Raw genomic sequence first — 20,242 nt, 5'->3', positions numbered from 1 at the left:
TACTTAGATACCTTTTTATACTATGAAATTAAAAATAATAAATGCTAATGCAAATAAAATAAAAGTTCATTGAAACGGCCTTTAGGTTGATTCACTCTATTAATCACTCCATTTAACTCTAGCCTAAAGGCATGAACTTATTTTTTGATATAACTAATTTTAAAAAAACTTTTTTTTGAAGATTGCTTTAATGTATTTTAATCTAAAAAGTATTACTCAAATGAGCTTATTATTGCCTACAAATTTATACTTTTAACCAAAAGATAAAACTATTTAAACTTATGGCACGAAGTTAATTTTACACCAAATATAAAATTACAATTAAAAAATAAAATTGATATAGAAACAGTATATTGAAATAGGCCTTTCACAAATTAATTTAGATGGACAAAAATTTTTTTAGTAAACTTCCGAATAGGTTAAAAAATAAATTTAATTAAATTGAAAATAAGAACAAATAAATTAATAGTTGATTAATATATCTATTGAATAATGATGCTGATATTAAATATAAAGCGTAGGTTAACAAAAAATAGTTAAGTAAGATTGTAATAGGTAGATGAACTTATACTTTTTCAGAAATTATATCAAAGATACTTTTTGCAATCTCCCTTTTTGAAGCCAAAGGTATTGTTATGACATCATCATCGACAATCAAAACCTCATTATTATCAGATCCAAAATGACAATTGTCATTAGAGATATCATTTGCTATTACCAAATCTGTTCCCGCATTTTCAATCTGTTTTCGAGCGCATTCAATCATTTCGGATTTTGAAATGTTGAACTCCGCCTTAAATCCGACTAAAAATATATCTGGATTGATTTCTTTAATTTGGCGAATGATTTTAATAGTTGGTTTTAAATTTAAAGATAAAGAACTTGAGGAATCAATCTTCTTATTGGATTTTTTTGTAACTTCAAAATCAGAAACTGCAGCTGTGGAAATGAAAATATCAAAATCGGATATTATGCTTAAAATTGCTTCATTCATCTCGCTACTAGTTTCAACACGAATTACATTAAAAACAGAAGGAATTTCAACACTGACATTAGCTACAACCAGTGTGAGATCCGCACCACGAATATAAGCTTCACGAGCAAGAGCTAACCCCATCTTGCCTGATGATTTATTTGTTATTCCTCTTACAGAATCAATAGGTTCATAAGTCCCCCCAAGACTTATTAAAATCTTTTTACCTTTAATCATATCAATCTGCTTTATTTAAATTAATAGTTCTCAATGATTCAAGAACAATATCTTCCTTAGATGGAAACTTTGCTTTACCTTCATCCATTCTAGGTTTGATGAAAGATGCTGAACCTTCATTTTTGATTTTATCAATATTCTCTTTAATTGCTCGATACATTGAATCATGCATAGATGGAACAAAAATAATTGGAGTATTGTGTCCTTGAGCAGTTATTAGAAGAGTAGAAATAGGATTGTCAGCAATTTTATAAGCAAATTTCGAAATAGTATTAGCGGTAGCCGGCGCAACAAGTATCAAATCTTCTTGGGAATACTTGACATGCTCAATTTTTCCAGTTAATTTAGTTACTACTTCCTGACCTGTTGCAAATTCCATAGCATTTGGATGAATAATTTCACAAGCTGAATCGCTCATGAAACATTTGACCTCAACACCATTTCTTCTAAGTTCTCGTGCTAATTTAATAGATTCAGTAGCGGCAATACTGCCTGTAACACACAATATAATCATAAAAACACCTTAAGTGATTTGAATATCTGACAACATATAATCAAATACATATAAATTTGAATCAAATTGATCTACTGGAGCGCTATATAATAAAACATAAGCTTGGCCTCCTTTTTCGAACCAAACCGCTTTGTGTTCGCGTTCCGCACCATTATCGTTTGATATATAAATATATTCTAAAGATTTTCTATCACCAAGTGTAGATTCCCCTGAAGAAACTAAAGTAAAGGCTTTATCATGCTGCATAGATTTATAGGTACTATTAACAAATGAATAGAATTCATTTTCAATGGGTTTCTTCTCAATATTAATATTTACTTGGCCTATTCCAGCTGCATCAATAGAATCTAATTTAGAAATTGACATTATAGAATAGTTTGAAGTTGCTTGTGAATAACCCCAATCTGATGGATAATGAATAACTAAACCTCCTTTTGATAATGTTTGAATGGTAAGTTGGTCATCACTTTCAGCACTAACACAAGCGATTAAAAATGCAATTAGAATAATTGTTATTATACTTCCTTTTAAAATCTTTCCTTTCATAATATCACCTTAACTACGGAAATTATCCCTCATCGCTTCCTCCTCCATCACTGCTTCCGCCACTATCCGAGGAAGATTGGGACGGAGTTGGGGACGGAGTAGGATTTGGTTCTGGAGTAGGTTCCGGCTCCGGAGTTGAAGTTGGAGTGTTATCGCTTGGAGTATTGGAATTTGAATCATCATTTGAATCATCAGTTGTAGTTTCCGTAGTGGTTTCAGTCGTAGTTTCTACCGTTTCTTCAGTATTATTATCATCATCTATAGTTACATTCTCATTTGTGGTATTAACAACAGCTACAATTTCAGGGAATGCTGTATCTTCAACAATAGCTACCACATTTGTTTCAGCAATTGTTTCAGTGTCTAAATTGAAAATACCATATGCAACACCTGCTGTGAATGCAATAACAAGTACCAATATAGCGACAAATTTAAAAGTATCACTACTCATTGATGATTTTTTCTGTTTATTATATGCAGTATCATCCTTTTTAGGATTAATTATATACTTTTGAACCAAATCTTGTTCTTGTTTTTTCTTATAACTGGCAGGTTTTTTCTTCTTCTTATTGCTTTTAGGAGCAGATGGTTTGCCTTGCATAGACCTAATCCTTTTTGTAGCTTCCATAGCATCGATAGAATTAAGTTTGTCCTCATATTTAGAACGGAAATATCTATACTTTTCAGCAGAAATCTTACCAGATTTATAATCTGATTCTAAACTACTCATAATTTGAAGAAGTTTGTCTCGTTCTTCTGTCATGCCTACCCTCCCTGAAATATTATAATGTAAATTATATTAAAACATTAATTTAAATGTTACTTAAAATTCGGGAAAAGACCCTAAAACTTTTAAAAAATAAGTATTTTCATCAATTTCATTAATGATACTTTTGATTACATCATCATCTTTATGGCCATAAAAGTCCACAAAAAATAAGTATTTACCTAAACCTTTTTTAGAAGGCCTTGATTCAATTTTTGTTAAGTTAATATTGTTCTTTTGGAAAATTCCTAAAATCTTATATAATTCCCCTGGACGATCTTCATAAATAGAGAAGATAATTGAAGTCTTATCATTGCCAGTAGGTTTATGGCATTCATTTGAAACAACAACGAACCTTGTTTCATTATTATCTGTGTCTTGAATATTTGCTTTAAGAATTTCCAATCCATATAACTCTGCAGCTTTTCTATTTCCGATAGCTGCTTTTGATTTATCCCCAATAATGCTTTTAGCGGCATTAGCAGTGCTTACTGCATAATGAGGTTGAATTTTATTTTCGCTGATGAATTCTTGACATTGGGATATTGCTTGTGAATGAGAATAAACATCCTCAATATCTTCAAGTTTGCATCCGGGATTAACAATTAAATTCTGATTAATTGGAATAATAATTTCTTTAAATATTTTTAAATCAAATTTGTGAGCTAAAGAATCCAATGTTATTCCAACAGGCCCCTCAATTGAATTTTCAATTGGAACTACTCCATATGATGTTTCATTGCTAGCAACACTCTCCAAAACAGCAGGAATTGTGCAATAGGGAATTAACTCTCCTCCCATCATATTGGCTGCTTCATGAGTAAATGTTCCTTTAGGACCTAAAAAAGATATCAAAGTTATATAAATCACACCCAAAAAAAAAGAAAAAAAGAGAGATATTTAAGATTCTAATTTTTCAATTAGTCTTAAAATATCAGTTTGTGTTATAATTCCAACGACTTTGCCTTCTTCAACGACAGGCAATCCATTATAACCAGTTTCCATCATAATGTTGGCTACTTCAGATATTGTAGCATCTTTTGATGTGACTGTTGGATTAGTAGACATGATAGATTCAACTAAAACCTCTTTAATTTGAGATTTTTGGTATTTTTCAGGCACATGTTTTCTAAAATCAATGAATGCCCTCATTAAATCTTTAGAAGTTACCACTCCTACTAATTTTTCATCATCAAGGACAGGCACTCTGCCTACATGAGCTTCCATCATTTGACGTCTTGCATGAATAAGTCTGTCAGTTGGTGAAACCACTACTAAATCTTTAGTCATTATCTCTTTAACAGTGATTTTATCAAAAGCAATTCCTACTGCAAGAGTAACAAAATCAGCCTTTGAAACTATTCCTACCATTTTGTCTTCACACATGACTGGAACAGACCCAATGCCTTTTTCTAACATTATTTTTGCTACTTCACCTAATTGCATAGTTTCAGGAACTGTACATACATCTTTAACCATTACAGATGAAATATGAAGTCTTGATGCAGGCATGCTTTCATATTTTGAAGAACCAAGTTTAGCGGCAATATCCCTTTCAGAAATAATACCTACTAATTCTTTATTATTCACTACCGGCAAACGTGAAACATTGTTTTTGCGCAATAGTTTTAAAGCATCAGAAAGATTTTGATCTTTGTCTACGGTAATTACATCCTCAGACATCAAATTCTTAATTTGCATATTATCATCTCCTAAAAAAGTTTAATATCTTTTAACTGCATTTAATATGTCTCTTTCAGTAATAATTCCAATTACATCGTCGTTTTTAACAACTGGAACTCCACCAATATTTTCATCAGCGAATAATTGGCATAAATCTCCAACAGACATGGTTGGTTCAACTGTAATCGGATCTTTGGCCATGATTTCTGAAATTTTTGTTTGTTCTAACAAATCGCTTGCTAAATTGGAATTTAAATGATCAAATAATTCTTTTGCATTTAAGAATCTGATTACATCAGTAGAAGTTAAAATTCCTAATAATTTTTTAGCTGCTTTAGAAATATCTGCTTCTCCGCCCACTACAGGAATTCTTCTTAAACCATTCCTAACCATGATTTTACATGCATCTCCTAAAGAAGTTCCCGGAGTAGTGGTGAATACTTTAGGACTCATATAATCTTGTACAATGTCTTTACCTGCAACACCTGCTAAAGATAAAGCAATATCTCTTTCAGTTACAATACCTGCAAGTTTTTCATCATGGTCCACAATTGGTATAGCTCCTAATTGATTAGATAACATCACTTCAAGAGTGTCTCCAATAGAAGCTTTGTTGGACACAGTGATTAAATTACGAGTCATAATTTCTTTTACTGGCTCGTTAATAGCTGCTAGGAAATTATCTTCGTATTTTTTCTCAATAATGTTGAATTTTTTTCCTCCACCAAAGAAATCTAATATATCCATTACAGTTACAATACCTAATAATTTTCCAGAGCCAGGATCAGTTATTGGCAATCTTCTAAATTCATGTTCCATCATTACTTTTGCAGTATCCTTGATACTTTTTGAAGGAGGAATTGAAACTACATCTCTGGTTGCAATAGCCATGATGTCTCCTTCTCTATCATGAACTTTAGTTTCACGTTCAACTGCGCCTGTGTTTGATTTTCTGTTAATAGATGTTTTATCTTTCATTTACACACCTCATTTACAATTGCTATCTTCAAAATAAAATCAAAAGAAATATTAAAAACAAAATTCACTCAATATCCAAAATCTTATGGATTTGAGGAATGGTGGAAACTTCAAAATATTGCCCAACAACTTCGGAAAACTCAAATAATTTAGAATTAAGATTTTTCCATTCTCCTAACGGACTAGAAGGTTGGATAATTATTTTAAGGTTGCTTTTGCTTGAAATATTTTGTGATAATTTTTCAACTACCTCTTTAAATGACTTTATTTTTGTTGATGGCAATATAACTACTTTACAATATACATTTATAGATTTTTTAATTAATAAATTTAATGATTTAATCTCATTTAAAAAAATGGAACTGTCAAAATCGCCGTCAAAATGCTCAGGCAACTTTATATCCAAAGAAACAATGTCCAATTTGTCAATGGAGTCAATATTCTCCGGTAAAGTCCCATTAGTTTCAAGCATGATTTTTAACTTGAAGTTCTTACTAACCTCTGAAATGAATTCAGGGTATAAACTAGGCTCACCTCCAGTAAATGAAATAGTCCTGCAATCAGGAGTCATAAGCTTTTCAATTTCTGATGTGACCTCTTCAGGAGTCATTAAAGTTCCTGACTGTTCGGATTTACTATCATTGGTATCGCAATAGTTACAGTTTAAATTGCATCCTGCAAATCTAACAAAAATTTGTCTTTCACCAATCAAAAGGCCTTCGCCTTGAAAGGATGAGAATATTTCAATAATCGGAGCTTTCATTATAAATCTTTCCTGTATTCAGCACCTTGTCCAATTCCCTCATTTACACAAACTGCAACATATCCCAAATTGTCATAAGTCTCAGACAACTTTTTGGCCAAAGTTTCTGCAAAAAACTTGGACAACTCCTCAGCAGAAGTGTAAGGAAGAGGTAAAAACACACAGTCCACACCAGGAATGGCGTATCCTTTTCCATCTATTTTGAAAAAAACTGTATGTTTCTTTTTTAAGTTAAAAATTGAATCATTTTCTTTATCAAAGTCTTTAAATTCAATTAAATCATTATAAACGGGAATTAATAATCTGTGATCCAATTCATCACAAATCGCTTTGGTATAACCTTTCACATCTTTAAAGTCAACTACAAATTCAAAATCCCCTGCTCTTTCACCTTCAATCTCAACATCCACAAAGTAGGAATGTCCATGAATATATCCGCATGATTCATGTCCTGGAATAACATGAGCAGAAGAGAACCTTAAATTTGATTGGATACCATTAACTAAAATTTTCATCATAACACCTTAGTTTTACTTATATCGTTTTCAATAGTTTCCAACTCATCAATGAACCTATTGACTGTTTTGTTAATTAATTCTAATAAATTGTCTTGAGTAAATATTTGCTTATCATCAATTTTGATGTCAAACAATCCGATTGTTTCTACATCATTTGGAGTTCCCTTGTCCTCTAAATTTAAGGCAAAATGAATCTTTGCAGAGCTTAGTGAAACGCTTGCAATTGAAATGGATAACTTTCTGTTGTCAACGAAGATATCATCGCCTTCCCTTTTTGTCTGAACTCCATATTCAGTTAATATTTCTCTAAAAATCATGACAAGAAGCCTTTGCCTCAGGTAAGCCACCCTCATGTTCGGTGGTTGCTGGTCGAAAAACTCGCAGATGAAATTTACCATGTTATTTGACTTAATTTCCAATCCGACATCTGCAAAATCTTTTAGATTATCTGGAGTGATGTTAACTGGACCAATCCAAGTTACAATAGATGATCCATATATTCCAAACTCCTGAAATGCCCAGGAAGGATTGATTTGGCTTCCATCATATTCAAATATTTCATCAACATGTTTATGGGTAATTGTCATAATAAAACCTAATTAATTAATTACAATTATAATATTATTAATTTTATATAATATAAATTAATATGACAATACATTAATTATAGAAAATATAAAATTAACTTAGGAGTTAAAATTATGGAACAAGTAAGAACAAGAGATTTTATTTACACAACTGATGATTTATATTTCGCATCAACTAATTACATTCACCCAGAAGATAGAGTAATCTCATTTTTAAGGTATATTCCAGATCCTGAAGGCGACCGTGAAAAAGACGGTAAAAGATACAGAAAAGTGGGATCTGAAGAAGCTTATACTTATCTTAGAGAAAATCATCCGGATTACCTATACTTCTGTGATGTGACAAATGTTGAAATGATGGGTGTGCCATTAGATAAAGTTGTAAGAATTATTAAGCCCGAAAATAGATTATTAGGTCTTAAGAAGACATTTGAATCCGGTGGAGAAGTCAAAAATCCAGAACTCATTGCAAAATTAATGGATGTTGCTGACTTTTTCCATTTTATGGCAGATATCCCCTATGACCATTTAGGTATTTCAGGTTCGATTTTACCAGGACTTCAAAAAGATGATGTTTCTGACTTGGACTTTGTCGTATACGGTTTGGATAATCACAGAAGGGCAATTGCTGCTTTTAAAGAACACCGCGGAAAAGAAGTTTATCTTGAAGAAGTGGACAAACACATCACTGTTCAAGGAATCACCGATGATTATTGGGATTTTGTTTACAACAAGAGAATGAGTGATGCAAGCTTAACTAAAGAAGAATTCAGATGGTATGAAAATAGAAAAGCAAATAGGGGAACCATTAATGGAACTTTATTTGATATTTTAGCTACTAAGGATTATGATGAAATTTCCGGTGTTTGGGGAGATACTGTTTATGAGCCACAAGGAATCGCACAAATCGAATGTGATATTGTAAGTGCTCTTGGAGCATTTGATAATCCTTCACTTTACACCATTGAAAATGTTGAAATTATTGATGGCGTTGAATTTGATTTAACAGAAGTGGTGTCATTTACACATACCTATGCCGGAGAAGTGATAGATGGCGAGCATGTAATCGCAAAAGGCAAAGTAGAAAAGGTTATTGTGAATGGTGAAACTTCACATTACAGATTAGTCGTTGGAACTACTCGTGAAGCAATTGACGAATATTTAAAGCTTAAAGAAAGCCCTGCATGAGGACATTAGAATTATAAATTAATAAAAATTATAAATTGAGGTGGAAAAATGATTATAGAACTTCTTGCAATTGCAATAATATTTATTATAATATTCGCTATCTTGAAAAAACTTATGAGAATTGGTATGAAAATCTTCATTATTGCAATCATAGTATTCGTTATTCTTGCATTATTAGGATACATTTTATAATTTAAGTGATAGAATGGTAGAGACAAAAAAATCAGAATGGAATAGTAATTTTGCATTTATGATGGCAATGATTGGTTCTGCTGTGGGTCTCGGAAATATTTGGCGTTTTCCAAATGTTTTATATTCAAACGGCGGAGGATCATTCATGATTCCTTATATCGTTTCTTTATTCCTGCTCGGAATTTCATTTGTTTTGGTAGAATATGCGGTAGGATATAAATTTAAAAGGTCACTTGCAAGGATACTATTTACCATGAGCAGAAAATTAGAAGTAGTAGCATGGTTTATACTGCTTATTGTATTTCTAATTGCAACATATTACGTATGTGTTGTTGGATGGGATTTGATTTATATATTTTTAAGTTTTACAAAAGCATGGGGTCCGAATCCGGACGTATTCTTTACAAATAATGTCTTGCAGGCAACTGATTCGATATCTGGGCTATTCACTATTGTTCCAACAGTTCTTGCATCAATAATCGCTATTTGGTTTTTATCATGGTTCATTATCAAAAGAGATTTGAACGACGGAATTGGTAATGTCAGCAAAGTTTTAATTCCATTACTTTGTGCAATTGTAGTAATTATTGTAGCTTTCTCTTTAACTTTACCTGGCGCATCAGTAGGATATACTCAGATTTTTACCCCCGATTGGTCGGCATTAACTAATCTGGATGTATGGTTAGCCGCATTTGGACAAATAGTATTTTCCTTAAGTTTAGGCATGGCAATTGCAATGACATATGCAAGTTATCTGCCTGAAGGTTCAAAATTAGTTGATAATGCGGTAATTGTGGCATTTTCAAATTCAGGTTTTGAAGTTTTTAATTCAATTGGAACATTTTCAATTTTAGGATTCATGGCGGTGACAACAGGCATTCAATTTAATGAACTTGTAACCTCTGGAACTGGTCTTGCATTCGTAGTTTTCCCACAAGTATTTAACACAATGGGCGGTGCAGCATACATTATCGGACCATTGTTCTTCATTTGTATATTATTTGCAGGAATTACTTCCCTTATTGCACTTCTTGAAGGATTTTGTTATTCAATTTCTGAAAAATTCCTTATTGAACGTAAAAAAACAGCAACCGCAGTTTGTATAGTTGGATGTTTAGTTTCAACAATTTTTGCAACAGGCGCTGGAAGTACAATACTTGGAATATTCGATGCATATTTAAATAATTTCGCATTATTGTTCGCAATTCTTCTTGAATGCATAATCTTTGGTTGGATATACAAATTTGACGATTTGATTGAAACATTGAACAAGAATTCAACAATTAAAGTGGGTAAAACTTGGAAAACAGTTATTAAATACATATTGCCCCTTTGTATTGCAGGCCTTTGGATTCAAGGAGTATTATCAACAATGGCAACTGCCGATAGTCTCAGTACAACAATAATGGTAATATTGACAATTGTTCTAATTGTAGTTCCAATCATCTTAGCAAAATTACCTGCAATTAACAAAGATTACTACAATGTATGAAATTAACTTTAAATAGCTAAATTATTAGCTATTTACTTTTTTTATTTTATTTTAAAAAATTTAGACTATTTATAACTTCTTATTTTAAATATTATTAAGTTTAAACTAATAATTACAATTTTAAGAGGTTATGAAATGATAAAAGTTTCTTCAATTAAACAACATATGTACTGCCCACTGAAGTTATATCACCAAATCCATTTAGATTCACAAGAAAATAAAAACTACCAATTAGCAATTGAGATAAAAAAGCTTAAAATTGATATTCAGGATCTGATTCAGAAAAATATGCGTAAAATCAGGAAAGAGATGACGCTTACGGAAATTGAAAGCATACTATCAGAAAACATTGACCCCTACATTAAAAGCACCACTCATTCAATCATATCAATGAATTTAGGGCTTGAAGCATCACAAATTAATGAAATCATTGACGAAGCTTATTTCAGCATTAAAATGACCTCCTTAAAAGTAAAACAAGCTATGACAATTCTCGATAAAAATGCATTCGAAGTAATAGATATGTTTTTCCCAAATTGCATGTATTCCTATCTGATAAAGGATCAAAGCCTGGACATAATTGGAATATGTGATAAAATTGAAATAATTGATGGAAAATATTATCCAATACTTCTTAAAAGCAATAAACCTCCATTAAAGGGCGTCTGGGACCAGGACGCAATAGAACTTGTAGCAAATGCAATATTAATTGAAGAAGAATTCTCAACTGACGTTTATGTTGGTTTTGTGGATTATGAAAAGATAGGTGACAGGCGCCCTGTTGTAATGGATGTAGATTTAAGAAAATCTTATTTTAACGTTCTTCGTGAAGTTAAAGAGATTATTGAAAATAAAAAAATGCCTAATGTTAAAAAAAGTCCTAAAAAATGTGAAAAATGTGAATATAAAGAGATTTGTCTAAAAAATTAAATGGTAAGGGAGTTAATAATTTAACTCCCTTTCCTATACATCCATAAACATGAATTAAAACTTGATATTATCACCTAAACGTTTAATATCAAAAACAGCCGTATCCGCAATTGACATTACCGCCAGGACCCCCGCTTGAATAGGATCAGTAATTATCAAATCAGCATATTTGGTTACACTTCCAGGCATATTTAGACAAATTACCACTAAATTACTTTCTTCCTTAACTTTTTTAACAGCTTTTGTGATGTCTCCACCCATAAGTGAACCTGCAAGCACCAAAGCACTTACACGAGGCAGCCTTGAAACCGCTTCAATAGCTTCAGCCAAATTCTTTTCTCCAACTAATGGAATAGTATCAATACTTATGCGCTCACCACGTATATTATGTCTATCAGCTTCGGTAATTGCACCCATTGCTACTTGTGATACTTGTGCTCCTCCACCGACAATAATTATACGTTTTCCATAAATATCAAGTTGTGAACCATGTAATTCAACTGAGTTTACTGCATCTATTGATTTTAAATCTGAAATTAACACATCAATATCTTCAACATGTTCAAGTTCTAAGTTAATAGAACCCACATTGTTTTTTTCAACAAAAAGATTAACATAACTAATATTAACACCATGATTAGTGATAACATCAGTAATGTCATCTAAAACTCCTTTTTCTTCATCAGCTTTAATTGTTAGTGCATAATCAGTCATTTTTTGGCCTTATTTTATCAAGTTCTGCATGTGCTCTTTTCCACATACTTAAATAATTATCATCTTTAGTAACAGGTATTACATCAAGACCTAAATCTTTATGTTCTCGAATCCATTCCTCATGAAATACCGGTATTTCTATTTTAATTGGTTCAGAGGTTTTATTTACAACAATTAGATTTCTGTAAGGAAAATCCCATTCGACAATATATCCTCCAAGACTTACCATGTGATATGGTCTCATAACAAATTTCATAAATAATTCCTCCTATAATAATCCAATAACAATAGCTAATATTCCAAGTAATGTTGTGCCCAAAATGGTTGGCAATAATTGTCTATTTGTAAATACTGGAGCAAATGCTGAGAATATTCCCATCATAAATACAAAAATTAATGCTACAATAATATTTACTATAATTCCCCATGATAAAATTGTTGGTGGAACTCCAATGAATAACACTGAAAAGATTGCACCAAGTACAAACATGAAAAATCCTCTTGTCAGATAAACAATAGCTCTGTATTTAGCAGCATATTCCATATATGGTCCTTCGATTACATCGGATTTAGCTTTAATGATTGAAAATGGATATTCATTTAATATAATCATGTAACCGATGAAAAATACAACTGCCGCGATACCGCCAGATACTGTGAACAAGAACGGGCCGTTGATTTGCTGATAAGTTACAATATCCTGTAAGAAGATGCTTCTTGCAGCAGTAATAGGTGCAAATAATGCAAGATACAATGGGAATGAACCATAGGTAATCATCCTAAGTGACCTTCTTGCACTCATATCTTCAACAAATGAACGATTTGACTTTAAATGAGCTGCTCCTTTAATTTTATCAGGGAAAGGCATTCTGACAGACATTACAGATTTAGATAATGCTCCCATCAATACGTAACAGATTTCTTCCACTTTTAAAAATCCTACAATTGCAACCAAGCTTGAAAGTGCTGGGATTGCGTAAGCTTGCGGAGTTAATGCAACTAAAATACATAAGACTACAATAAAGCATATAATTGGCAATGCTTTATATAATCCCGGAACAGGAGAGGAAACCTTAACGTTTTCCTTAAACATGAATTTGATTGGAGCCATAATTCCCGGAGCAATTACAATTGGCCCAATCCTTTGTTGAATTCTTGCATGAATATATTTTCTCTCAATTCCTGGAAGTAATGTTGAAATTACAAAACAAACTAAAACTGTTAGGATTACTGCAACAATTGAATTAGCAAGTATATTTTCAAACATTTCTCTATCTCCTAATTATTTCAATTGCCCTATCGGTACAGGTGAAACATGGATCACATTGTACGATACATAATTGCGCATCTGTAAGTTGTTCTCCTATACATGCATATTGCATTGCGCCAATATTTGCCATTGATGGAGTTCTGATTATACAGTGCCTTACTCTTCCACTTTCTAGGGCATATGAATGATAGAGAGTTCCCCTTGGAACTTCAATATAACTTTCAGTTATATCAGTATCAACCATTTCCCAGTCACGATTTACCACTTTACCTTCAGGGATATTTGCAATAGCCTGCCTTATGATTTTAATTGATTCAAATGATTCCAATGCCCTCATAACCAAATTTGATTTAACATCCCCATCAGGTTGAGTTATAACATTAAAGTCAAAATCATCATATTCAAACATGGTTGTTCTCAAATCCCTTGCAACACCGGTTGCCCTAAGGCTAGGTCCGGTAACGGCAAGTTCGATTGCCTGCTTTTGAGGAAGCACACCGACGCCAGTTATCCTTGACATTACTATGGAATCTGCTAAAAATCTTTCAACAAATCCAGTAAGTCCTTCTTCCACTGCATCCATGTCATTTTTAAGTCTTAATAGCTTAGCTTCATCCAAATCACATCTTGGCCTTACTCCTCCAAGAACTGAACAGCCGTATTGTACACGGTTTCCTCCAATCATTGCGAGCAGTTCCATTACTATTTCCCTTAAGTAGAAGACTCTCATTGAAAATGTTTCATGAGCCAGTACTTCACAACCGTGAGCCAAATACAAGAAATGTGAATGCAAACGTTCGAGCTCCCCCATAATTACACGAATATATTTGGCTCTTTCTGTAATTTCAATGCCCAACCCCATTTCTGCGGTTCTGCATGAATTCCATATATGTGAATTAGAACAGATTCCACAGATTTTTTCAGTTAAGGCATTTGCTTTTTCAACCGGAAGACCTTCCATAATCCTTTCAATACCCCTATGATTAACACCAATAGTGATTTCGGCTTCCTGAACAATTTCATCTTCTACAAAAAACCTAACTCTATATGGCTCCAATGCAGCAGGGTGAACTGTACCCATTGGAATTTCAGTTTCAATAATATTACTTCTTGGTACTTTCTTATCCATCAAATCCCCTCTAATCCGCATCTAATAATGTAGGTAAAAGTGATACAACACCAGCCAAAACATCTTGAGGCCTTACAGCACAACCCGGAACCTTTGCAGCAACAGGTATAATATTTTCAACTGGCCCTTCAATTTCTTCTGAAGGAATGTCACCATAACAATTCTTATAAACACCACCCATCAGTGCGCAACTACCTGCAGCTACAACTAATTTTGGATTAGGAATAGCCTCATAAATTGCTTCCAATGGTTTCCTATTCAAATGTGTAACCGGTCCTGTGACAACTAAAACATCAGCCTCACGAGGATTCCATGTTAAGAACACATTATATTGCTCAGCATCAAATCTAGGTGATAGAATTGTGTTTACAATTTCAATATCGCAACCGTTACACCCGCCGGTATAAACCAACATGACATGTATTGCTCTTGCTCTTGAAAATGATTTAAGACCCATCTAATCACCCTCCTCTCTATTCTTCAATACCGTATTATCTGATAAATATTGTGCAATGAATTTGAGTTTTTCATCAGAAATTTTAAATGGCTGAGACATGGTTTCTGCAATGTCCACTTCTTGATCTCCAACATTACTTGGATGTATTGTTCCTTTTTGACCATAAAGTGAATAAACTGGACAGAAATCATGACAGTAATAACAAACAACACATTTTTCGAGAGTAATTTGAGGCACTTCTTTTTTAGTCCAATCATCAGTGATTTTAACTGGATTTGCTAATTCTTTCATCTCAATTGCACCTGTTGGACAGACATTAGCACAACCTGCACATCCGATACAAGCTTTCTCATCAACCCTATCATCAACTTTAACGGATAGTGTTGCGATTTGATTTCTCATATCCATATCTGTAACTCTATCAGCTGCAAAAAAGATTCTTTTAAAGTTGGTAAAAGCTCCTTCCAAAGCTATTCTAAGTAAACTGCTCATTTAAATACCCTCTATTGAATCTTTAAAATTTCTTTCGAATAAAAATGCCCTTGCAGGACATGCGTTTTTACATGCGCCGCAATAAGTACAATTTTCTTCGTTAACTACGTAATTACCATCAATTTCTTCAATTGCATCATATGAACAAATTCCATGACAAACACCACAATGCATACATAATTTCTGTTCAATGAAGTTAAATCCATCTTTAATTTCATTTTTATACATTGTTGATTTTGGAATTGCCTCGACTGGACAATGGACTGCACAATTTTCACATAATATACATTTATCCATATCAACAGAAATATTTCCTCTGTATAATGTGATTGCATCTTCTTGACACATTTCAACACAAATTCCACAAGAAATGCAATCATCTGTGACTTTGCCGTCCCAGGTATGAGTCATGACTTGACGAGCACCCTCTTCATCACAAACTTGAACACATTTACCGCAGCTAACACAGAAACCAGTCAGTGCCGGAAGCTCGTCTTCAGTATATTCGTCATAGATAAACATTTCATCGTCTTCACGCAATGTGTGAATCGGACAATGACTAATAGCCAAATCATGAGTAATATTTTCCGTATCGATTGTTGGATCATATCTTAATTTGCCGTCATCACGTTTAAGTGAACCGTTTTCACATAAATCTGCACATAATCCGCAATTCAGACAGGTTACGATTTTTCCAATTGCATCCTGATTTAATTTATTGACAACAATCTTGAAATCCTCAACAGAAATTGCATTATGCGGACAAGCCTTCATACAATTTAGACAAAGTGTACATGAAGAGGTATTGACCATTTGATGTTTATTCATTGATTCGTTTGGACAAACATCCGCACATAATCTGCATTCCCTACAGATTCCTTCATCCCTGTCTACTTTAACATGAATTGCACCCATTGGACAGTACTCTTCACATCTGCCGCATAAAATACATTTTTCAGTATCGGTTCCAAAGTAAGTTCTTGAAACCACTTTGACTTTGCTTTCGCTTTTGTGAGGCACATCGTCCAACGGCGGATTTAAAATGTTAAATGATTTGATTAACTGGATTTGTTTTTCCTTTTCGAATTCAAATCCGTCAACACGATATTCAGGATATTGCTCTGCACAGACTCCACAACGTGAACAAATACCATATACTATTCCATCATTTATAGTGATGTTATTTGTAGGACAATTGTACATACACATTCCACAGCCATTACATTTAGCTCTGTCTACAACATATCCTCCATAGCCATTCTTAAATATTGCATGGTTTGGACAGTTTTGATAACAGATTCCACAAGTAAGACAACTGAATGGAACACCATTGATTAGTCTAATAGATTTTGTAGGACATGTTTTAATACATTCTTCACTTTTTTCACATGCATTAGTTGTTAAAAACATAATAAAAACTCCTTATTTACTCCTTGCAAATATTAGTTTGCCTACAAAAATTCCTATTAAAGCAGATAAAAATGCAGTGGATATTGGCAAATCTGTGTAAAATGGATAATTACCAGCTTGCCATGCTACAATTATTCCTGCAATAAGTATTATTATAAATGCTCCGAGAGTGAAATGAGTATCATTGACATTGAGTCTAATTCTTGATCCAATGATTAAACCTAATATTAATCCGAATATAATTGGCCCTAGAGATAACATTATTCACCCTCCTCTACAAATTTTTTAAAACCTGCAAATGCAATAACAATTGAAGATAATCCCACAAATACCTTTAATCCAACAAATATGTTGAGGTATGGGATAATACCTGCATTTGTAACATCTGGATAATGTAATGCGCTTTGGATTGCTTGAGGAACAACATTAAGTAAATCAGTTCCTACATTGTATAAGAAAAATCCTCCTACAAACAAACCTATTAATCCAAAGACAATGAAACCTAATGCACCAACAGATTCTAAAACTTCAATATATAAATGTGACAATTCTAATGGGGAATTACCTACTCCATAAACAAGGACAGATAATATAATTCCGCTTGCAATCATTGCTCCACCTTGGAAACCTCCTCCAGGAGTGATGTGGCCGCCAAGAATGGTCATTATACCTAAACAGAACAATATAATTGAAATTGGTAAAGATATAAGTTTTAAAATCATACTACCTTGACTCATTTTTTAGCCCCCAATAATCCTCTGCCGAATATTAGCAAGACTACTAATCCAGCAGTTAATAATATAATTGATTCTCCTAATGTATCATATGCTCTAAAGTCGAATATGACAACAGTTACCATGTTTGGAGCAATCTGAGTTCCTAAAGCATTGTAAATGTTACTTACACCAGGATTTATGATGCTGCTTAAGTTGTATATCGCATCAAGCAAAGTAACGGAAAATACCGCTGTCAATACTGCTGCAAGTAAATTGCGAATTGTAGTTTTAGACAAGATTACCACCCCAGTACATGAATGTAACTAAAAGAGCCAGAACTAAAACCGCATAAAATATCATCTTTTCAAGTGAATCTTCCTGTTCGATTTTAAACTTCGGAATGAGCGGAATATTAGAAATTAATAGGATAGCTACTATCAAGGTAACCAATCCGGCAAGCAAAACATTTACATGCCTTAACAATATTGCGGATAAGACCAATGATACGATTAAAAATATTTCTGCTGTAATGCTTCCTGAAACATCGGCATTGGTGACCGGTCCAGGGGAGAACAATTTTCTGAACTGTTTTACAACATCAAATATCTGGTCATACAGTTTCATAATATCCCTCCTACAAAGTTAGAAATTCCACTTGTAACAACATCTGGGAAAATACCTAAAAGTATGATGATAATCAACAATACTCCCATTGCGAAAACCATGGATTTTGGAACCTCTTTTCCTTCAAGATCCAAGTCATTTGGTTTTGGTTTTAAAAACATAGTATAATATGTTTTTACAAATACCACAAATGTTGCTATACTTACCATAATGGCTAAAATAGATATTTCAGGGAATCCGCAGCTTAAAGATGCCTGAACAAGCATTAATTTAGATTGGAATCCGCTTAACGGAGGAACCCCTGCCATTGCAAGACCTCCAATTAAAAGCATTATAGATACTTTCGGATGGTATGCAAGAATTCCGCCTAATTTTCTTGTATCTACTTCATTTGTTGCATGAACAACTGCGCCAAATCCTATGAATAATAATGCGGTGATTATGATTTCGTTTAATGCTTGGAAGAGTCCTGCTGTAATTGAAAAGTTTGTTCCAAGCCCAATACCTAAACCGATGAAACCTAATTCACCTACTGCTAAAAATCCAATCATTCTTCTGAAGTCTGTTTGGGTTAATGCGAGAGAGACACCCAATATCATGGCTAAGATAGAGAAGAAGACCACGAGAACTTCAAAGATTGGAAGTGAAGAGTAAATTCTAAACATTATTATTACAATTGAAATCATTGAAACAACTGTAAATGATTGTAAGAGTGCTGCTCCGTGCGGTTCGGCTTTTGAATAAATTCCAGATTTTATTGTATGGAATGGCGGTAAACCGGATGCGTATAACCAACCAAAGAATATTAATGCGAGTGATAATAAAAATACTGGAGATGTAGCATCAATTAAACCTGTATGAACAGCTAGTGCAATATCTGTTACATTTACACTACCAGTTAATGCCAGTAAGAATCCAATTCCTAAAAGCATTATCGGAGATCCGATGGATCCTAAAATCATATACTTTAAAGCCATTTCGTAACTGAAATCGATTGAAGATGCCGCAACTATACCTACCTGTGCTAAAGCTAATATTTCAAAGAACACGAACATGTGGAATATGTCGTCTGTTAAAATCATCGCAGTTACCGCTGCTGTACCTAAGAACAATAGGAACAGGTAAGGTCCGGAAACTTTCTTATATTTGGTCAAGTAAATGAATATAACTAAGAATGTCAAAAGACCTACAGCACATATGATAATTTGTTGTAAGAATGTGAATGAGTATGTAATTGCTGGATGATACATTATTCCTGTAACATTATCCAACATCGGTTCATAACCACCAAAATAGTGGAGACCGTAATTGGATAATAATGGAATTAATGGTAAACATATCGCTACAACAAATGCGAAAATCTTAGTTACTTTGTTTAACTTTGAAAAGGCACTAATTAATAATGCTGCCATAAGAGGAACAATTACCATAAGTGGGATTAATTCATTCATTGTATTCCTCCTGTTTTGATGTGTCGGCTAACATTACTTTTGTAGATAATGTGCCATATCTTCTGTATAAAACCATCACTAAAGCAAGCATTACTGCTAAGGTACTTGCACCGATTACGATACTGGTAAGCACTAAACCGAAAGGTAAAGGATAAGCCGCGTTTGCTGCAAACCATGAAGTGTCCATTCCAGGCATTAAAATTGGTACAACTCCTCCTGCTTTATAACCAATAGCAACAATGAACAGGTTAGCTCCTTCTTCAATGAAGCTAATACCAATAATCTTTTTGATGATATTATCAATGAAAATTGCTGAATAAAGTCCAATAATTATTAAAGCAGCTGATGTTAATAATATCGCTAGTTGAGTTTGTGCCATTAGCTATCACTCCTCTGGGTTTTCTTAACAGCTAGAGCAATGAATACCGGTACGATTGCTGCACCAACAATAGCCTGTGTTAGAGCAACATCAGGTGCTAGCAATATCTGGAATAATACTGCAAGAGCACCACCACTAAATCCGGTTAAAATTGCTGCTTTTAGTAAGTCTTTTTGAATAAGAGCAAGAATTGCGCTTAATATTACGATAATACACAATACAAATTCTATCAT

The 20,242-nt window shown here is 33.3% G+C and carries 28 protein-coding genes; 4 read left to right on the top strand and 24 right to left on the bottom strand.

The window, feature by feature from the left end:
• Positions 1 to 565: 565 nt before the first annotated feature.
• From IKS50_RS02990 to IKS50_RS02945, 10 genes are all read right to left on the bottom strand, one after another.
• Positions 566 to 1,210 (bottom strand): phosphopantothenoylcysteine decarboxylase, encoded by a 645-nt coding sequence (locus IKS50_RS02990; RefSeq protein ID WP_292845115.1) that lies wholly within the window; start codon positions 1,208 to 1,210, stop codon positions 566 to 568.
• A 1-nt stretch (position 1,211) separates the two neighbouring features.
• Positions 1,212 to 1,724, bottom strand: coding sequence for a flavoprotein (locus IKS50_RS02985; protein WP_292845112.1), 513 nt, complete (start codon positions 1,722 to 1,724; stop codon positions 1,212 to 1,214).
• A 9-nt stretch (positions 1,725 to 1,733) separates the two neighbouring features.
• On the bottom strand, positions 1,734 to 2,270 hold the full coding sequence (locus IKS50_RS02980) for a hypothetical protein (RefSeq protein WP_292845109.1): 537 nt from the start codon (positions 2,268 to 2,270) through the stop codon (positions 1,734 to 1,736).
• A gap of 22 nt (positions 2,271 to 2,292) precedes the next feature.
• Positions 2,293 to 3,033, bottom strand: a complete 741-nt coding sequence (locus tag IKS50_RS02975; RefSeq protein WP_292845106.1) for an endoglucanase — start codon at positions 3,031 to 3,033, stop codon at positions 2,293 to 2,295.
• A gap of 60 nt (positions 3,034 to 3,093) precedes the next feature.
• On the bottom strand, positions 3,094 to 3,891 hold the full coding sequence (gene pheA / locus IKS50_RS02970; protein ID WP_292845103.1) for a prephenate dehydratase: 798 nt from the start codon (positions 3,889 to 3,891) through the stop codon (positions 3,094 to 3,096).
• A 45-nt stretch (positions 3,892 to 3,936) separates the two neighbouring features.
• On the bottom strand, positions 3,937 to 4,737 hold the full coding sequence (locus tag IKS50_RS02965; protein WP_292845100.1) for a CBS domain-containing protein: 801 nt from the start codon (positions 4,735 to 4,737) through the stop codon (positions 3,937 to 3,939).
• 21 nt (positions 4,738 to 4,758) lie between these two features.
• Positions 4,759 to 5,697, bottom strand: coding sequence for a CBS domain-containing protein (locus IKS50_RS02960; protein WP_292845096.1), 939 nt, complete (start codon positions 5,695 to 5,697; stop codon positions 4,759 to 4,761).
• A gap of 64 nt (positions 5,698 to 5,761) precedes the next feature.
• Entirely contained in the window at positions 5,762 to 6,460 is a 699-nt protein-coding gene (locus IKS50_RS02955) for a 7-carboxy-7-deazaguanine synthase QueE (RefSeq protein ID WP_292845093.1), read from the bottom strand.
• On the bottom strand, positions 6,460 to 6,975 hold the full coding sequence (locus tag IKS50_RS02950; RefSeq protein ID WP_292845090.1) for a 6-pyruvoyl tetrahydropterin synthase family protein: 516 nt from the start codon (positions 6,973 to 6,975) through the stop codon (positions 6,460 to 6,462). The genes IKS50_RS02955 and IKS50_RS02950 overlap by 1 nt, the downstream gene beginning before the upstream one ends.
• The gene (locus tag IKS50_RS02945) at positions 6,975 to 7,565 is read right to left on the bottom strand and encodes a DUF366 family protein (RefSeq protein ID WP_292845087.1); all 591 of its coding nucleotides are present in this window, start codon (positions 7,563 to 7,565) and stop codon (positions 6,975 to 6,977) included. Before IKS50_RS02945 ends, IKS50_RS02950 begins: the two co-directional genes overlap by 1 nt.
• A gap of 114 nt (positions 7,566 to 7,679) precedes the next feature.
• Between IKS50_RS02945 and IKS50_RS02940 the strand changes: the two genes are divergently transcribed.
• From IKS50_RS02940 to cas4, 4 genes are all read left to right on the top strand, one after another.
• Positions 7,680 to 8,753 carry a DNA polymerase subunit beta gene (locus IKS50_RS02940; protein ID WP_292845084.1) on the top strand — a complete coding sequence of 358 codons (1,074 nt, stop codon included), beginning with the start codon at positions 7,680 to 7,682 and terminating at the stop codon, positions 8,751 to 8,753.
• Positions 8,754 to 8,801: 48 nt separating this feature from the next.
• Entirely contained in the window at positions 8,802 to 8,945 is a 144-nt protein-coding gene (locus IKS50_RS02935; RefSeq protein ID WP_292845081.1) for a hypothetical protein, read from the top strand.
• Between the two features lie 13 nt (positions 8,946 to 8,958).
• Positions 8,959 to 10,437: a sodium-dependent transporter gene (locus IKS50_RS02930; RefSeq protein WP_292845078.1), complete on the top strand. Its 1,479-nt coding sequence runs from the start codon at positions 8,959 to 8,961 to the stop codon at positions 10,435 to 10,437.
• A 135-nt stretch (positions 10,438 to 10,572) separates the two neighbouring features.
• Positions 10,573 to 11,367 (top strand): CRISPR-associated protein Cas4, encoded by a 795-nt coding sequence (gene cas4, locus IKS50_RS02925; RefSeq protein WP_292845075.1) that lies wholly within the window; start codon positions 10,573 to 10,575, stop codon positions 11,365 to 11,367.
• Positions 11,368 to 11,421: 54 nt separating this feature from the next.
• Here cas4 and IKS50_RS02920 read toward each other — a convergent pair whose 3' ends face one another.
• Genes IKS50_RS02920 through IKS50_RS02855 form a run of 14 tightly spaced genes read right to left on the bottom strand, consistent with a single transcriptional unit; the run spans position 11,422 to position 20,242 of the window.
• Complete coding sequence (locus IKS50_RS02920) at positions 11,422 to 12,081, bottom strand: DUF5612 domain-containing protein (RefSeq protein ID WP_292845072.1); 660 nt, start codon at positions 12,079 to 12,081, stop codon at positions 11,422 to 11,424.
• Positions 12,074 to 12,337 (bottom strand): energy-converting hydrogenase B subunit P, encoded by a 264-nt coding sequence (locus IKS50_RS02915; protein ID WP_292845068.1) that lies wholly within the window; start codon positions 12,335 to 12,337, stop codon positions 12,074 to 12,076. The genes IKS50_RS02920 and IKS50_RS02915 overlap by 8 nt, the downstream gene beginning before the upstream one ends.
• 12 nt (positions 12,338 to 12,349) lie before the next feature.
• On the bottom strand, positions 12,350 to 13,348 hold the full coding sequence (locus IKS50_RS02910; RefSeq protein ID WP_292845065.1) for a respiratory chain complex I subunit 1 family protein: 999 nt from the start codon (positions 13,346 to 13,348) through the stop codon (positions 12,350 to 12,352).
• Between the two features lie 4 nt (positions 13,349 to 13,352).
• Entirely contained in the window at positions 13,353 to 14,480 is a 1,128-nt protein-coding gene (locus IKS50_RS02905) for a nickel-dependent hydrogenase large subunit (RefSeq protein WP_292845062.1), read from the bottom strand.
• Between the two features lie 10 nt (positions 14,481 to 14,490).
• Positions 14,491 to 14,937 carry an NADH-quinone oxidoreductase subunit B family protein gene (locus tag IKS50_RS02900; protein ID WP_292845059.1) on the bottom strand — a complete coding sequence of 149 codons (447 nt, stop codon included), beginning with the start codon at positions 14,935 to 14,937 and terminating at the stop codon, positions 14,491 to 14,493.
• The gene (locus IKS50_RS02895; protein WP_292845056.1) at positions 14,938 to 15,429 is read right to left on the bottom strand and encodes a 4Fe-4S binding protein; all 492 of its coding nucleotides are present in this window, start codon (positions 15,427 to 15,429) and stop codon (positions 14,938 to 14,940) included.
• Complete coding sequence (locus IKS50_RS02890) at positions 15,430 to 16,839, bottom strand: 4Fe-4S binding protein (protein WP_292845053.1); 1,410 nt, start codon at positions 16,837 to 16,839, stop codon at positions 15,430 to 15,432.
• A 12-nt stretch (positions 16,840 to 16,851) separates the two neighbouring features.
• The gene (locus tag IKS50_RS02885) at positions 16,852 to 17,100 is read right to left on the bottom strand and encodes an energy-converting hydrogenase B subunit J (protein WP_292845050.1); all 249 of its coding nucleotides are present in this window, start codon (positions 17,098 to 17,100) and stop codon (positions 16,852 to 16,854) included.
• Complete coding sequence (locus IKS50_RS02880; protein WP_292845047.1) at positions 17,100 to 17,576, bottom strand: MnhB domain-containing protein; 477 nt, start codon at positions 17,574 to 17,576, stop codon at positions 17,100 to 17,102. Before IKS50_RS02880 ends, IKS50_RS02885 begins: the two co-directional genes overlap by 1 nt.
• The gene (locus tag IKS50_RS02875) at positions 17,573 to 17,851 is read right to left on the bottom strand and encodes an EhbH (protein WP_292791859.1); all 279 of its coding nucleotides are present in this window, start codon (positions 17,849 to 17,851) and stop codon (positions 17,573 to 17,575) included. The genes IKS50_RS02880 and IKS50_RS02875 overlap by 4 nt, the downstream gene beginning before the upstream one ends.
• A complete protein-coding gene (locus IKS50_RS02870; RefSeq protein ID WP_292845043.1) occupies positions 17,844 to 18,179 on the bottom strand; it encodes a hydrogenase in 336 nt (111 codons plus the stop codon). Before IKS50_RS02870 ends, IKS50_RS02875 begins: the two co-directional genes overlap by 8 nt.
• Positions 18,176 to 19,630, bottom strand: a complete 1,455-nt coding sequence (ehbF, locus tag IKS50_RS02865) for an energy conserving hydrogenase EhbF (RefSeq protein ID WP_292845039.1) — start codon at positions 19,628 to 19,630, stop codon at positions 18,176 to 18,178. Before ehbF ends, IKS50_RS02870 begins: the two co-directional genes overlap by 4 nt.
• On the bottom strand, positions 19,623 to 20,009 hold the full coding sequence (locus IKS50_RS02860) for a cation:proton antiporter subunit C (protein ID WP_292845036.1): 387 nt from the start codon (positions 20,007 to 20,009) through the stop codon (positions 19,623 to 19,625). Before IKS50_RS02860 ends, ehbF begins: the two co-directional genes overlap by 8 nt.
• The gene (locus IKS50_RS02855) at positions 20,009 to 20,242 is read right to left on the bottom strand and encodes a DUF4040 domain-containing protein (RefSeq protein ID WP_394357516.1); all 234 of its coding nucleotides are present in this window, start codon (positions 20,240 to 20,242) and stop codon (positions 20,009 to 20,011) included. Before IKS50_RS02855 ends, IKS50_RS02860 begins: the two co-directional genes overlap by 1 nt.

The organism is Methanobrevibacter sp., from assembly GCF_017539065.1.
GTDB lineage: Archaea > Methanobacteriota > Methanobacteria > Methanobacteriales > Methanobacteriaceae > Methanocatella.
Note: the sequence above shows the minus strand (reverse complement) of the source record. Positions and strands in the feature narration are given on the sequence as shown.